Origin of the sequence: Pseudoalteromonas sp. NSLLW24, assembly GCF_015864725.1 — a bacterium.
GTDB lineage: Bacteria > Pseudomonadota > Gammaproteobacteria > Enterobacterales > Alteromonadaceae > Pseudoalteromonas > Pseudoalteromonas arctica.
Map to the genome: position 1 here is coordinate 91,232 of NZ_JADYWQ010000007.1, position 14,991 is coordinate 106,222.

Below are 14,991 nucleotides of genomic sequence, written 5' to 3' on the forward strand. Positions count from 1 at the left end.
ATGTTTATTGTAGGTGAGGTTTTTACACCTCGCTTTTTACGTTTAAGCTGGACTCTATGAGCGCGAAGTAAGTTCGCGCTCTTTGTTTTAATGAAGGTGGGGTTTATACCTCTCCTTCATCCTCTTTATTTTTTTCAGCCTCTTTATACCATAATGCAAAAAAGCACTCTGTTAATTTATGCTCTATCTCAAGCGCTTTTTCTGTTGGGCAAAACAAGGTAAAGCTTGCTTTAAATTCACCTAAATCGGTTGTACCAAAGTGAATTACTGGTTCTGGGCCAGATATTTTTGCATCAAGTTTACGCTCAATCATCGAATTATAACGGCTTGCTACTTCTTGAAACTCTTCGCAATACAGCTTAGCTTGCTCAGTGAGTGTGTCGTGAATAGGGTACGGATTAAAGCTCTCTCTTCGGACAATAATAAAATGATGTGTAACAAAGCGTTTTACAAAGTTTAAGTTTTTAATAGAGCTGGTAATCAGCTTATTATTAGGTATGTATATGGTTTTTCTAGAAAATTGATAAGTATGTATATCAATTTCATGCATGGTTGTTTTTATCCAATCCGTTTCAGCTACTTCACCAAAATAATCACCAACTTGTATCCAATCACCGACTCTAAACGGGCGGGTTGTTACGAGGTAAAAAAAGCCTATTACACACTGAATAAACTCACGCGTTGCAAGCACAATCGCTACAGCAAAAGCAGCAATAGAAAGTGCAAAGTTTTGAATTTCGGTAGACCACACAAATAGCAGCGATATCATCATTACAAAATTAATAAAATGCTTAATATTGTGTGCGATGTAACGAATATCTTTTTCTTTTTTTTCTGCGCGATTTTTAGCCAGCTTATCAACAAGTACTTTTAGTACAAATGCAATTGTGATCATTACAATTGAAAGAAGAAACGGATGCAGCAATATATCTTTAGTCATAATATCCAATTAAACGCGAGTTGATAAAAACAGGCTCAGTATATTGATTTATTAAACCAATTAGCAAATTTAGTGCAAAAAAAGTAACCAATAAAAATGGAGAAACGCTATTGAGTTACTTCATCAGTGCAATGTTTGTGATTTTTAGCCATTCTTTTTCGGCATATGAGTACAAGCTCAATGGCTGAAATAAAGATTAGAGTATAGCCAAGCGTTTCTATACCCTCTTCAACAATGTTTTTTACTGCACGTACGTAGTCATCGCCCATTACTGAATGCCAAAATGCGCCTTTGCCCATCATTCGCGAAAATGCGAGTAAAGTAACCATGCCTGATAAGCAAATTCCATAACTAGGAGTGAAGCTATAGGCTTTTAAAGCGTTAAAAATACTTCCTTTGTTTGTTATTAAATAAACAAACACACCAGCTAAAATTGAATAGACGATACTTTGCCAAGCGCCATCAAAAAAGTATAAGTCGAGGTAGGTATCAAACTCTCTTACAAACATCATTGCCGATAACGCAGCAAGTAATACTGCCGGTATTTTGAGTTGAAAGTTAATTCGCGAAGCATAGAAAAACAAAATACAGCTTAAAAAAGTTAAAACATCTTGCATATGTTCAGTAAGAGTTTCTTCACTGTAAAGTGCATACTGTTTTAATTCAAAGCCTTCAAGTTGAATTAAATGAGCAACACCCGCTAGGCATAATAAATAAATAAAAGATCGCAGTAAAAACATAAATAACCAAGAGAAACTATAAATGCGCGAGATTCTAATTGTAAAAATGCCTTAAAGCCAAAACAAAATTTAAACTTTTAATCTTTTTATCGGTCTAATATTTTTGCTGTTAAAATAATGGCTTAGATATTTATTTAATGTTGAATGGATGTTTTTAATGTGACGTTTTAAGTGGTTTGTTGTGCAAAATATAACAAGCATTAAAAAGCCCTTACTATTTACTTAGCAAGGGCTTTTTATAATTGAGAACTTAGAGTTTAGCGCCTAGCGCATCGTTACAAATTCTTCCGAGCCTGTCGGGTGAATCGCAACAACGGCATCAAAATCAGCTTTAGTAGCGCCCATTTTCATGGCAACGGCAAAACCTTGAATCATTTCATCAACCGCAAAACCAATACCATGTAGGCCAACTACTTTTTCGTCAGGGCCGGCACATACAAGTTTCATTTTACAAGGCTGGCGATGTTTAGTTACCGCTGTGTACATAGCCGTAAAACCAGATTGGTAAATTTTAACGTTTTCTTCGCCGTACTGAGAAATAGCTTCTTGCTCAGTTAAACCAATAGTACCAATAGGTGGATGACTAAATACAACAGTAGGAACTAAGCTGTAATCCATTTTTAAATCATCTGGTAGTTCTTTATTAAATAAACGCTCAGATAAAGTACGGCCTGCTTTAACTGCTACCGGTGTAAGTTCAATACCATTTTCGATGATATCGCCAACCGCGTATACATTTTTAGCTGTGGTATTTTGATACTCATCAACTTTTACAAAACCATCGCTGTTAACTTCTACGCCGGCAGCAGCTACATTAATTGCATCTGTTGTTGGCTGGCGGCCAATGGCCCAAATTACTTGGTCAACGTTATGAGTTTTGCCATTATCTAAATGTAGCGTTACAGAGCCATCATCTTCTTTAACTAATTTATGAGGTACAGATTCTGTATGAAGAGTAGAGCCTTCAGCAGCCATAACATCAACAAGTGTTTCAACTATGTATGGGTCAAAGTTACGAAGTGGAGAATGCTTACGTACAAATAAATGTGTTTCAGTACCTAAACCATGTAATACACCAGCAAGCTCAACGGCTATGTAGCCTGCGCCTATTACTGCAACGCGTTTAGGTTGCTCTTTTAGTTCAAAAAAGCCATTTGAATCGATACCGTGTTCAGCACCTTCAATATGCGGAATGCTTGGGCGGCCGCCTACTGCAATTAATATATGGTCGGCTGTGTAGTGCTCGCCGTTTACTTCAACTGTTTTATTATCTACAAATTTAGCAAAGCCTTTAATTACAGTAACGCCATTGCTAGCAAGGCCACTGTCATAACCTTTATGAATTCGGCCTATGTAGGCTTCACGGCTTTCTACTAGTTTGCTCCAATCAAAGCCTTTTACTTCAACATTAAAGCCGTAATCTGGGGCATATAAATTAATTGCTTCAGCAACCTGAGCACCGTGCCACATTACTTTTTTAGGTACGCAGCCTACGTTTACACACGTGCCGCCCATGTGTTTTGCTTCTATAAGTGCTACTTTAGCGCCACGCATTGCCGCTCTATTTGCAGAGGCAATACCACCACTGCCACCACCGATTGCAATATAATCAAAGTGTTGTGTCATTTTATGTCCTTAGGCGTTGAGTTTTATGCGCATTAGCATAACATTAAGTTTTAAAAATAAAGAGTGTTTAGGTGACCTATGTTTAGTAAAAAAACATTCGAATTTCTTGCTCAGCTTGATAAAAACAATAATAGAGACTGGTTTAACGACCATAAATCACAGTATGAGGAATACGTAAGAGAGCCCGCTTTAGATTTCATTAGGCAAATGCAAGCACCACTTGCTGATGTTTCTAGCCATTTTGTCGCATCAGATAAAAAAGTGGGCGGTAGCTTAATGAGAATCCATAAAGACGCGCGTTTTAGTAAAGATAAAATCCCATATAAAATTAATATAGGGATTCAATTTCGCCATTTTATGGGAAAAGACGTACACGCCCCGGGTTTTTACTTTCACTTAGCAAATGACGAATGTTTTGTAGGTGCTGGTATTTGGCGACCAGAATCAAAGGCGCTTAACGCAATTAGAACCTGCATAGATGAAAACCCAAATAGCTATAAAAAAGCAATTTATGATGAGCAATTTAAATCTATATTTGAAATGTCAGGAGAATCGCTAAAACGCCCGCCAAGAGGTTTTGAAAAAGAGCATCCCTTAATAGATGAGCTCAAGCGAAAAGACTTTATAGCCATTAGCTCGCTTACTCAAAAACAAGTATGTAGCAATAATTTAGTTGATACGGTGTTAGAACGTTATAAAGTGGCCGACTCATTAATGGGTTATTTGTGTTTTGCTCTGGAGCAACCATATTAAAATTAAACAACTTAAAAGCGGCTGAGTTGTTTTTTTACTTTTAGACCCAATTTAAAACGTAATGCATTAACGCAAAGAGAGTATTTATGAGCAACCCATTAATTGGCCTTGAAGGCTTACCACCATTTTCAAAAATAAAGCCTGAGTACGTAGTACCAGCACTAAAAGACGGTATCGAGCTTTGTCGTAAAGCCATTGATGACGTGTTAGCTAAAGGCTCGTATACGTGGGATGACTTAGTATTACCCCTTGAAGAAGCTGACGATAAATTATCGCGCATGTTCTCCCCTGTATCGCATTTAAATTCAGTAATGAATAACGACGAATTACGTGAAGCTTACGAGCAGTGCTTACCGTTAATATCTGAATATTCAACATTTGTAGGTCAGCACCAAGGTTTATACAACGCGTATAATACGCTTTATAACAGTGACGAATTTAAAACGCTGACTACAGCACAACAAAAAACAATTACTAATGCGCTACGCGATTTTAAATTATCGGGTATTGCTCTGGCGGCAGAGCAGCAAAAACGCTACGGCGAAATTAGCGCGCGTTTATCAGAACTTGCCTCAAAATTTGGCAACAACGTAATGGATGCCACACTTGCTTGGCACAAACATATTACTGATGAGAGCGACTTAGCTGGCTTGCCAGAATCTGCTTTAGCACTTGCAGCTGATACCGCAAAAAGTAAAGAATTAGATGGCTGGTTATTTACACTCGATTTCCCGTCGTATTTACCAATAATGGCTTACGCAGATAACCGCGAATTACGCAAAGAAACTTACACCGCGTTTTCTACGCGCGCATCAGATCAAGGCCCTAACGCCGGTGAGTTTGATAACTCTGATATTATGAGCGAGGAGCTTGCGCTTCGCCATGAACTTGCACAGTTACTAGGGTTTAACAGCTACGCTGAAAAGTCACTGGCAACTAAAATGGCCGAAACACCAGAACAAGTATTCTCATTTTTAGAAGACCTAGCAGCTAAATCAAAACCACAAGCAGAGCAAGAAGTGGCCGAGCTAAAAGCCTATGCTGAGCAAAAACACGGTATTTCTGAATTAGAAGCGTGGGATTTTGGTTACTACAGCGAAAAGCTTAAGCAAGAAAAGTATGCAATTTCAGACGAAGTACTACGTCCTTACTTCCCAGCAAATAAAGTGCTTAGCGGCTTATTCGAAACCGTTAATCGCTTATTTGGTATTAGCGTAAAAGAAGTTACTGACTTTGATACTTATCACAAAGATGTACGCTTTTTTGAAATTGTAGATAGTAGCAATACTCTACGCGGACGTTTTTATCTCGATTTATACGCACGCGACCACAAACGTGGCGGCGCGTGGATGGATGACTGTATGGGTCGTAAAGTACGCGCTAACGGCGAACTACAAACTCCGGTGGCTTATTTAGTGTGTAACTTTAATAAGGCGGTTGGCGATAAACCGGCACTGTTTACTCATGACGAAGTAACTACTTTATTTCATGAGTTTGGTCATGGTATTCACCACATGCTTACACAAGTTGATGCCGCGCCAGTGGCTGGCATTAATGGTGTAGCGTGGGATGCGGTAGAGCTTCCTAGTCAGTTTTTAGAAAATTGGTGTTATGACGAAGAAGCCCTGAGCTTTATTTCAGGTCATTATGAAACGGGTGAGCCGTTACCTAAAGAGTTACTTGATAAATTATTAGCGGCTAAAAACTATAACTCAGGCGTACAAATGCTACGTCAAATTGAGTTTTCGTTATTCGATTTTAAAATCCATAACGATTACAAAGTGGGTGAGCAATGCCAAATTCAAGCAGTACTAAACGATGTACGTAGCCGCACATCAATCGTTAAACCGCCTGAGTTTAACCGTTTTCAAAATGGTTTTAGCCATATTTTTGCCGGTGGTTATAGTGCAGGTTACTACTCGTATAAATGGGCTGAAGTACTTTCTGCTGATGCATTTTCTAAATTTGAAGAAGAAGGTATTTTTAACGCTGAAACAGGGCAAGCCTTCATGCAAAATATTTTAGAAAAAGGCGGCAGTGAAGAGCCAATGGAATTATTTAAAAAGTTCCGTGGTCGTGAGCCAAATGTCGACGCGTTACTACGCCATAGCGGTATTGCTGTTTAAAAATTAATATTTAGCACAAACCAAATTAAAGCGCCTTAATGGCGCTTTTTTATTATTTTAAAATTATTATCTAATAATTTTTAGTAATTTCATCCTACCGTACTATGCTTTTAGCACACCTAATAAAATGGACTAAGGCATGGCAAAGTTGGTATTGGCAATTGATGACGACAAGTATGTTCATCATATAATTGAAGAGTCTTTAGCAGGGTTTTGTAAAATAATTCATGCAAAAGATGGCGATGAAGGATTAAGGCTAACCAATAAATACAACCCAGATATTATTTTACTCGATATTGAAATGCCAGGTATGTCAGGTTATGACGTATGTAAAACTATAAAGCAAAGTCAAAATACTCAGGATATTCCCGTTATGTTTCTCTCATCTAAAATAGAGCTAAGCGATCGGGTAAAAGGTTATAGCGTCGGCGCATCTGATTACATTACAAAACCTTTTAATGCAGAAGAGTTAATAGCGCGAATAAAGGTACTTTACGAATATAGGCAAAAATGCGCAAAACTAAAATTAGATATAGTAAAAGCGAATAAAACAGCTGAAATAGCAATGACAGAGTCAGGCGATATGGGGCGTATAATGCGCTACGTTGGACAAAGTTATCACGCTAATAACTTTCAATCGTTGAGTGAATACTTTTTTACCTTTTTTGCTCCTTTAAATTTAGATGTTGTGGTGGTGTTTTGGTATCAAGGAAAAGGTATTTTTTACAGCCAGCAAAGTGGTGTTTGCCCGTTAGAACAAGAGCTGCTTGAGCAACATCGAAATGCTCAACGATTTGTTGATATTGGTAGCAGCACTATCATTAATTACCCCAAAGTGTCCCTTTTGATAAAAAATATGCCAGTTGATAACGATGCTTTGTATGGGCGCTACAAAGATCTGTTCCCGCATATATTAGAAGTAACCAACGAGAAGGTTGTTACCATGGAAAGAAGCGAAAGCAGTTATGAGCAGGCAGCTCAAATAAGTACAGCCCTTCAAGATATTGTTAAGCAGTTAACTACTCAAAATGTAGAGCAAAACAAAAGTACTAAAGAGTTTATAGAGCAGCTACATGAACTTGACTGCGCTATTAAGCTACAACAAACACAAGCAAATCCTGCGGATCTCACTTTATATATATCTCAATTGGATCAAACAATGCAGTTATTTGTATCGGCTAATAGTGATTTAGCCTTTATCAAATATCAGCTTAAACAAGTTGCCGAAAGCCGCAATGAACTTATATCCAATTTACGTACTAAAGCGGAAGCCGCAAAGGTCAATACGAATCATCATAGTGATATAGAGCTATTTTAGTGCTTTAAAGTAAAGCGGTTGATATACTACAGGCGTATTTTATCGTCGGAGTTTATTGTGGTTATTCAGTGTGCTTTTAAAGAGTTACGCCCTTATTTAAATGAATTAGAAACACGCTTTGGTTTAGCCCAATGGGCGCAAAATTGTAGTGGCTTTAGCTTACATTACGATGATAAAGGGTTAAGTCTATTTAAAACCGACGAGCCTAAGCTAGGTGCAATTAACGTTGATTTTGTAACCGGTGCTGCCGCCCATAGGCGTAAGTTTGGCGGTGGTAAAGGGCAAGCAATTGCCAAAGCGGTGGGTTTAAATAAAGGTGCAACGCCTGTTGTACTTGATGCTACCGCTGGTTTAGGGCGAGATGGTTTTGTACTTGCCTCGCTAGGGTGCAAAGTTATATTACATGAACGTCACCCGGTTGTAGCTGCACTTTTATACGATGGTTTAAAGCGAGCCTATAGCGATATTGAAATTGGTTTGTGGATGAAAGAAAACATGAGCCTAATATTTGGCTCAAGCCATACTTTGCTCTCTCAATGCGAAAGCATGCCTGATGTTGTTTATTTAGATCCCATGTTCCCGCATCGCGAAAAATCAGCATTAGTCAAAAAAGAAATGCGCGTGTTTCAAGAGCTTGTTGGTGCAGACAACGACGCTGACGACCTACTTAATTTTGCCTATCCACTTGCCAGTAAGCGTGTCGTTGTAAAGCGCCCCGATTACGCTCCATTCTTAAACGAAAAAACCCCAAGTATGCAGATCAAAACCAAAAAGAACCGTTTTGATGTCTATGTAAAAGCGGCAATGGTTTAAGCATCAAAACAAATCGGCGTTATATCCCTAGAACTTATCCATGTAAGAATCGTTATATTGGGTTTGATCATAGGATCTAGCCTTTTGAATCTAGGATCTTATTACATTTTCATGTTAGAATTTGCGCAATTTTTTGGCATAGCAAAGTAGCACAGTAATGATCTTAGATGATATTCGCATTGTTTTAGTTAACACGTCACATTCGGGCAATATTGGTTCGGCGGCTCGCGCCATGAAAACCATGGGTTTATCAAAACTTTATTTAGTTGATCCTGCTTGCGAAATAGACAGCCAAGCAAGTGCATTAGCTGCAGGCGCAACTGATGTTTTAGGCAATGCAGTTATTGTAGGTACCGTTGAAGAAGCTATCGCTGACTGTACATTAACGATTGGAACAAGTGCGCGTTCTCGTACGCTTTCGTGGCCTATGGTTGAACCACGTGAATGTGGTGAAAAGCTCGTTGCTGAAGCCGTAAATGGTCCTGTAGCGCTAGTATTTGGTCGTGAAAACAGTGGTTTAACTAATGAAGAATTACAGCTTTGTAATTACCATGTATGTATTCCTGCTAATCCAGAGTACAGCTCGCTTAATTTAGCTATGGCGGTACAAACACTTAGCTACGAAACTCGCATGGCATTTTTAAATCAACAACCTAAAAAGGTTGAAGAAGACGATGCAGTTTACCCAAGCTCAAAGCAAACTGAGCTGTTTTATGATCACCTTGAAGACACGTTGTTTAAAACAGGTTTTATCATCAAGCAACACCCTGGTTTAGTTATGACTAAATTGCGCCGTTTGTTTAACCGAGCTCACCCTGAAGATGCTGAAATGAATATTTTACGCGGTATTCTCACCTCAATTAATAAGGCTATCCCTAAGTAACTTAGGTATAGCTATTAGTTATAAAAGACCTAGACTAATTAACGCGCTAATACTTGACTAAATTACTCAGGTAATTACAATGGCTGTAATACTTGACCAAAGAGGTCAAGTATTGAAAATTTGTTAACTCTACAATTTAAAAGTAAGAGTTTCTAAATCAAATTTTTATCAAGTGATAATACTTGACTAATTTACTCTGGTAATTAAAATTTGCACTCTTTTGTGCAGGGGGCGTTATGAAGTTAACATCAAAAGGCAGATATGCCGTTACAGCTATGCTGGATGTTGCACTACACACAGGTGTAGGTCCTGTAGCCCTTGCTGATATTTCACAAAGACAAGAAATTTCTTTGTCTTACCTTGAACAATTATTTGCTCGTTTACGTAAAAATGGCCTAGTAAGTTCTGTTCGTGGACCTGGTGGTGGTTATTTACTAGGGCGTGAAGCGAGCGTTATCTCTGTTGGCGATATTATTAGCGCCGTAGACGAATCGGTCGATGCTACACGTTGCCAAGGTGCCGATACCGGCTGTCAGAGTGGTATGCGTTGTTTAACACATAATTTGTGGTCAGACTTAAGCGCACGCATAGAAGAATTTTTGAATAATATTACCCTTGCTGAATTGGTGGAAAAATCAGATGTGAAAGAAATAGCATCGCGCCAAGATAACAGTATTAATAATGCAATTAAGCAGTTGGAAAACATTCAAGTAAGCTGTCAACTTTAAGGTTGACCTGCAGCGGAGAGAGAAATGAAGTTACCGATTTATTTAGATTACGCAGCGACCACGCCTGTTGACGAACGTGTTGCTAAAGAAATGATGCAATGCCTGACAATGGACGGTAAGTTTGGTAATCCTGCGTCACGCTCACACCGTTTTGGTTGGCAAGCAGAAGAAGCTGTTGACCAAGCACGTACAGATATTGCTGATTTAATTAATGCAGACCCACGTGAAATTGTTTTCACATCGGGTGCAACAGAATCAAATAACCTTGCTATTAAAGGTGCAGCACAGTTTTATAAGAAAAAAGGTAAGCACGTTATTACCGCTAAAACTGAGCATAAAGCTGTAATCGACACATGTCGTGAGCTTGAGCGCCAAGGTTTTGAAGTAACTTACATGGACGTTGAAGAAAACGGCCTACTTGATTTACAAAAACTTGCCGACACAATGCGTGACGACACAGTACTTGTAAGCATCATGCACGTTAATAACGAGCTAGGTGTAATTCAAGATATCGCGACTATTGGCGAAATGTGTCGCGAACGTAAAATTATGTTCCACGTAGATGCAGCGCAAAGCGCGGGTAAAGTATTAATTGACGTGCAACAGCTTAAAGTTGATTTTATGTCGTTCTCTGCACATAAAGTGTATGGCCCTAAAGGTGTTGGCGCACTTTACGTTCGTCGTAAACCACGTGCTCGCCTTGAAGCGCAAATGCACGGTGGCGGACATGAACGTGGTATGCGTTCAGGTACACTAGCTACTCACCAATTAGTGGGTATGGGTACTGCGTTTAAAATCGCTAAGCAAGATTTCGAAAAAGATCACGCACACATCAGCGCCTTACGTAATCGTTTAATCGACGGCATTATGGCTGATATGGACGAAGTATACTTTAACGGCACACAAGACCAATCAGTACCTGGCATTGTAAATATCAGCTTTAACTTTGTTGAAGGTGAGTCGTTACTTATGGCAGTAAAAGACATTGCAGTATCGTCAGGTTCAGCCTGTACATCTGCAAGCTTAGAGCCTTCTTATGTATTACGTGCACTTGGCCGTAACGACGAATTAGCACATAGCTCAATTCGTTTTAGTATTGGTCGCTTTACTACCGAAGAAGAGATTGATTACACCGTCGAATTAATGAAAAACTCTATCGGTCGCCTACGTGAGATGTCTCCACTTTGGGAGATGCATCAAGAAGGTATTGATTTAGATTCAGTTGAATGGGCTCACCACTAATAGTGTGAGCACATACCCTAGCAGGTAATGAGGATAGAATAATGGCTTATAGTGATAAAGTAATTGACCACGTAGAAAACCCACGTAACGTAGGTACTCTAGATAAGAATGATCCGTCAGTGGCAACGGGTATGGTAGGCGCACCAGCATGTGGTGACGTAATGAAATTGCAAATTAAAGTATCTGCCGAAGGCGTTATTGAAGATGCAAAATTCAAAACCTACGGTTGTGGTAGCGCAATTGCTTCATCTTCACTTGTAACAGAGTGGGTTAAAGGCAAAACGCTAGACGAAGCAGCGACAATTAAAAACACTGATATCAGTGCAGAGCTTGAATTACCACCAGTGAAAATTCACTGTTCAATTTTAGCCGAAGACGCAATTCAAGCAGCAATTGCAGACTACAAAAGCAAACAAGCGAAGTAAGAAGAGAAACTCATGGCAGTGACATTGACAGATGCGGCAGCAAACCGCGTACAATCATTTTTAGCAAACCGCGGTAAAGGTTTAGGCCTGCGCGTTGGCATTAAAACGACGGGCTGTTCAGGTCTTGCTTATGTACTTGAGTTTGTTGACGATTTAAACGAAGACGATGAAACTTTTGCGGCTAAAGGTGTCACATTAATTGTTGACGCTAAAAGCTTAGTTTACATCGATGGCACAGAGCTCGACTACACTAAAGAAGGCTTAAATGAAGGGTTTAAATTTAGAAACCCTAATCAAGCAGATGAGTGTGGTTGTGGCGAAAGCTTTACCGTTTAAGCTTAAAATATCTTTGTAGTATAAATAAGCCCTGCCAGTTAATGTAGGGCTTTGTTATTTCTGAATATTATTGGTTGAAGTTATGCGTTACTTTGAATTATTTGCAGTCCCCGTTGATTACAATATTGATTTAGCAACGGTTAACAAGCACTACTTGGAATTACAGCGTACTGTACATCCAGATCGCCACGCGAATGCGAGCAGCCGCGATAAGTTAATGGCAGTGCAAAGCGCCGCCGAAATTAACGATGCGCTACAAACATTAAAGCACCCAGTAAAACGTGCTGAATATATGCTGAGCGAGCTAGGCGTTGATATTCGTGCAGAGCAGCAAACCTTGCAAGATCCAATGTTTTTAATGCAGCAAATGGAACTTCGCGAAGAGCTTGAAGAGCTAACATCGTCGCGCGATCCTGATACTGCGATTGCAAATTTTGAAAAACAAATTAAGCAACTAAACACGCAGTACAGTGCACAACTTGCCGAACAACTAGCAAGTAACGATGAGCAGCAATATCAACTTGCCGCAGATAATATTCGTAAACTGAAGTTTGTTTATAAGTTACGTGACGAACTAGAGCGTATTGAAGACAGTTTATTTGACGATTAATTACTTGCTGCAAAGCGAGCAACACGAGTTTAAAGAGCATTATGGCATTATTGCAAATTGCTGAGCCGGGGCAGAGCGCGGCACCACACGAACATAAACTAGCTATTGGTATTGATCTTGGTACAACTAACTCATTAGTTGCAACAGTACAAAGTGGCGAAGCCCGCACGTTAACTGATGATCTTGGCGCGGCTATGTTACCGTCGGTTGTTCGTTATCAAGCAGGCGGTATTACTGTTGGCGCAGAGGCTGCACAAGCAGCAACACAAGACCCAGCTAATACACTTATTTCGGTTAAGCGTTTTTTAGGTAAAACTCAGGCTGAAATAGAGCAAAGTTATGGGCAACTACCGTATGAGTTCTGTGAGCACAATGGTGCGCTAGCAATAGAAACTGCGGCAGGTAAAATCAGTCCAATTAAAGCATCAAGCCATATTTTAGCTGCATTAAAAGCACGAGCTGAGCAAAGTTTTGGCAACCAAGAAATTTTAGGGGCTGTAATCACAGTACCAGCGTACTTTGATGACGCACAGCGCCAAAGTACTAAAGATGCCGCAGAGCTGGCTGGTATTAACGTACTACGTTTATTAAATGAGCCAACAGCAGCAGCCGTTGCTTATGGTTTAGATTCTGGCCAAGAAGGTATTATTGCTGTTTACGACTTAGGCGGTGGTACATTTGATATATCAGTACTTAGATTACACCAAGGTGTATTTGAAGTAATGGCAACTGGCGGCGACTCAAGCCTCGGCGGCGATGACTTTGACTCACTACTTGTTGATTACTTTAAGCAGCAAACTGGTGTGTCAGCGTTGTCACCTTCGGTTTTACGTTTATTCATTAATAAAGCAAAAGCGTGTAAAGAAGCACTAAGCCAATACGCTAAAGTAAACGTGGGTCTTGAGTTTGACGATCAAAAATACACAGTAGAAGTAACACGCGAAACGTTTGACGAAATGGCTATGCCTCTCGTTAAAAAAACACTGCGTTCGTGTCGTCGTGCTGTAAAAGATGCTGGCATAGAAAACGACGAAGTACTGCAAGTTATTATGGTAGGCGGTTCAACCCGTATGCCACTGGTACGTAGCCAAGTACAAAGCTTTTTTGATAAAGAGCCGCTAACTTCAATCGACCCTGATCGTGTTGTCGCTTTAGGTGCTGCGCTTCAAGCCGACGTGTTAATTGGCAATAAGCCCGATTCTGACATGTTATTACTTGATGTATTACCGTTATCGCTAGGTCTTGAAACTATGGGTGGTTTGGTTGAAAAAATCATTCCGCGTAATACAACGATTCCGGTAGCACGCGCGCAAGAATTTACAACGTTTAAAGACGGCCAAACAGCTATGTCATTACATGTGCTGCAAGGCGAGCGTGAGCTTGTTGATGATTGTCGTTCGCTTGCTAAGTTTAGCTTAAAAGGTATTCCACCAATGGCGGCAGGCGCTGCACATATTCGTGTAACCTTTAAAGTTGATGCAGATGGCTTATTAAGTGTTTCAGCAATGGAAAAATCAACAGGCGTACAAGCTGAAATTCAAGTTAAACCTTCGTTTGGTTTATCTGATGACCAAGTAGCTAACATGCTAAAAGAGTCAATGAGCAACGCTAAAGGCGACATGCAAGCACGTATGCTTAAAGAGCAACAAGTAGAAGCTCTGCGTGTAATAGAAGCGCTTAATGCATCACTTGCAGCCGATGCTGCATTGCTTGACGATATGCAACTTGCTAACTTACGCGCTGAAATTGCAGAACTGGTAAAAGTGCGCGAAAATGCACAAGAGCCTAGCGAAATTAAAGCAGCTATCGAAAAAGTCGATAATGCGAGTAGCGACTTTGCATCGCGTAGAATGGATGCATCAATTAAAAAGGCCCTTACAGGGCAGTCAGTAGACAACATTTAAGAGAGATTAGAATGCCACAAATTGTTTTTCTTCCACATCCTGAATTATGTCCTGACGGCGCTGCAATTGAAGCTCCTACAGGCCAAACGGTACTCGACGCTGCACTTAAAAATGGCATTAGCATTGCGCATGCTTGTGAAAAGTCGTGTGCATGTACTACGTGTCATTTAGTGATTCGTGAAGGATTTGATTCACTACAAGAGAGTGATGAGCTAGAAGATGACATGCTAGATAAAGCATGGGGTTTAGAGCCTGAGTCACGCCTTGGTTGCCAAGCAATTATAAGAGATGAAGACTTGGTGGTTGAAATACCTAAGTACAATCTCAATATCGTTAATGAAGAGCACTAGTTTTTAACGATGTATATATTAAAAGCCGCTGTTTGATACAGCGGCTTTTTTGTTTCAAGAAAGCATTTATAAATACGTAGCAGCGACTTTATGTCGCGTTTTTAAATCTCAAACGTTTTAAGTTAAATTTTTCTAATCTCAAACTTGAACATCAAAATGATCACGTATTTTTTCAGATTATATAAACGCGGGGTAAA

Annotated in this window: 15 protein-coding genes; 12 read left to right on the plus strand and 3 right to left on the minus strand. The window is 39.7% G+C overall.

Features of this window, described 5'->3' with window-relative positions:
- Positions 1-103: 103 nt before the first annotated feature.
- The 3 genes from I6E72_RS09285 to gorA all read right to left on the minus strand — a co-directional run bounded on the left by I6E72_RS09285 (position 104) and on the right by gorA (position 3,306).
- On the minus strand, positions 104-940 hold the full coding sequence (locus I6E72_RS09285; RefSeq protein WP_010553762.1) for a mechanosensitive ion channel family protein: 837 nt from the start codon (positions 938-940) through the stop codon (positions 104-106).
- A 107-nt stretch (positions 941-1,047) separates the two neighbouring features.
- On the minus strand, positions 1,048-1,680 hold the full coding sequence (locus I6E72_RS09290) for a hypothetical protein (protein WP_024594473.1): 633 nt from the start codon (positions 1,678-1,680) through the stop codon (positions 1,048-1,050).
- A 264-nt stretch (positions 1,681-1,944) separates the two neighbouring features.
- Positions 1,945-3,306, minus strand: coding sequence for a glutathione-disulfide reductase (gene gorA / locus I6E72_RS09295; RefSeq protein ID WP_197111985.1), 1,362 nt, complete (start codon positions 3,304-3,306; stop codon positions 1,945-1,947).
- A 78-nt stretch (positions 3,307-3,384) separates the two neighbouring features.
- On the opposite strand from gorA, the gene I6E72_RS09300 reads away from it, so the two are divergent.
- The 12 genes from I6E72_RS09300 (at position 3,385) to fdx (ending at position 14,794) form a co-directional block, all read left to right on the plus strand.
- Entirely contained in the window at positions 3,385-4,059 is a 675-nt protein-coding gene (locus I6E72_RS09300; protein WP_197111987.1) for a DUF2461 domain-containing protein, read from the plus strand.
- A gap of 86 nt (positions 4,060-4,145) precedes the next feature.
- Complete coding sequence (prlC, locus tag I6E72_RS09305; protein WP_024589849.1) at positions 4,146-6,185, plus strand: oligopeptidase A; 2,040 nt, start codon at positions 4,146-4,148, stop codon at positions 6,183-6,185.
- A 139-nt stretch (positions 6,186-6,324) separates the two neighbouring features.
- Entirely contained in the window at positions 6,325-7,503 is a 1,179-nt protein-coding gene (locus I6E72_RS09310) for a response regulator transcription factor (protein ID WP_197111989.1), read from the plus strand.
- Positions 7,504-7,560: 57 nt separating this feature from the next.
- Positions 7,561-8,316 carry a class I SAM-dependent methyltransferase gene (locus tag I6E72_RS09315; protein WP_024589847.1) on the plus strand — a complete coding sequence of 252 codons (756 nt, stop codon included), beginning with the start codon at positions 7,561-7,563 and terminating at the stop codon, positions 8,314-8,316.
- A gap of 157 nt (positions 8,317-8,473) precedes the next feature.
- Positions 8,474-9,199, plus strand: a complete 726-nt coding sequence (trmJ, locus tag I6E72_RS09320; RefSeq protein WP_024589846.1) for a tRNA (cytosine(32)/uridine(32)-2'-O)-methyltransferase TrmJ — start codon at positions 8,474-8,476, stop codon at positions 9,197-9,199.
- A gap of 236 nt (positions 9,200-9,435) precedes the next feature.
- Entirely contained in the window at positions 9,436-9,927 is a 492-nt protein-coding gene (iscR, locus tag I6E72_RS09325) for a Fe-S cluster assembly transcriptional regulator IscR (RefSeq protein WP_007586371.1), read from the plus strand.
- A gap of 24 nt (positions 9,928-9,951) precedes the next feature.
- Positions 9,952-11,169 (plus strand): IscS subfamily cysteine desulfurase, encoded by a 1,218-nt coding sequence (locus tag I6E72_RS09330; RefSeq protein ID WP_002958425.1) that lies wholly within the window; start codon positions 9,952-9,954, stop codon positions 11,167-11,169.
- A 41-nt stretch (positions 11,170-11,210) separates the two neighbouring features.
- Positions 11,211-11,594: a Fe-S cluster assembly scaffold IscU gene (iscU, locus tag I6E72_RS09335; RefSeq protein WP_007377675.1), complete on the plus strand. Its 384-nt coding sequence runs from the start codon at positions 11,211-11,213 to the stop codon at positions 11,592-11,594.
- Between the two features lie 12 nt (positions 11,595-11,606).
- Positions 11,607-11,930 carry an iron-sulfur cluster assembly protein IscA gene (gene iscA, locus I6E72_RS09340; RefSeq protein ID WP_007377674.1) on the plus strand — a complete coding sequence of 108 codons (324 nt, stop codon included), beginning with the start codon at positions 11,607-11,609 and terminating at the stop codon, positions 11,928-11,930.
- A gap of 82 nt (positions 11,931-12,012) precedes the next feature.
- Positions 12,013-12,540: a co-chaperone HscB gene (hscB, locus tag I6E72_RS09345; protein WP_007586374.1), complete on the plus strand. Its 528-nt coding sequence runs from the start codon at positions 12,013-12,015 to the stop codon at positions 12,538-12,540.
- 41 nt (positions 12,541-12,581) lie between these two features.
- Positions 12,582-14,444 (plus strand): Fe-S protein assembly chaperone HscA, encoded by a 1,863-nt coding sequence (gene hscA / locus I6E72_RS09350; protein WP_197111991.1) that lies wholly within the window; start codon positions 12,582-12,584, stop codon positions 14,442-14,444.
- Between the two features lie 11 nt (positions 14,445-14,455).
- Complete coding sequence (gene fdx / locus I6E72_RS09355) at positions 14,456-14,794, plus strand: ISC system 2Fe-2S type ferredoxin (protein ID WP_007586379.1); 339 nt, start codon at positions 14,456-14,458, stop codon at positions 14,792-14,794.
- Positions 14,795-14,991: the final 197 nt, after the last annotated feature.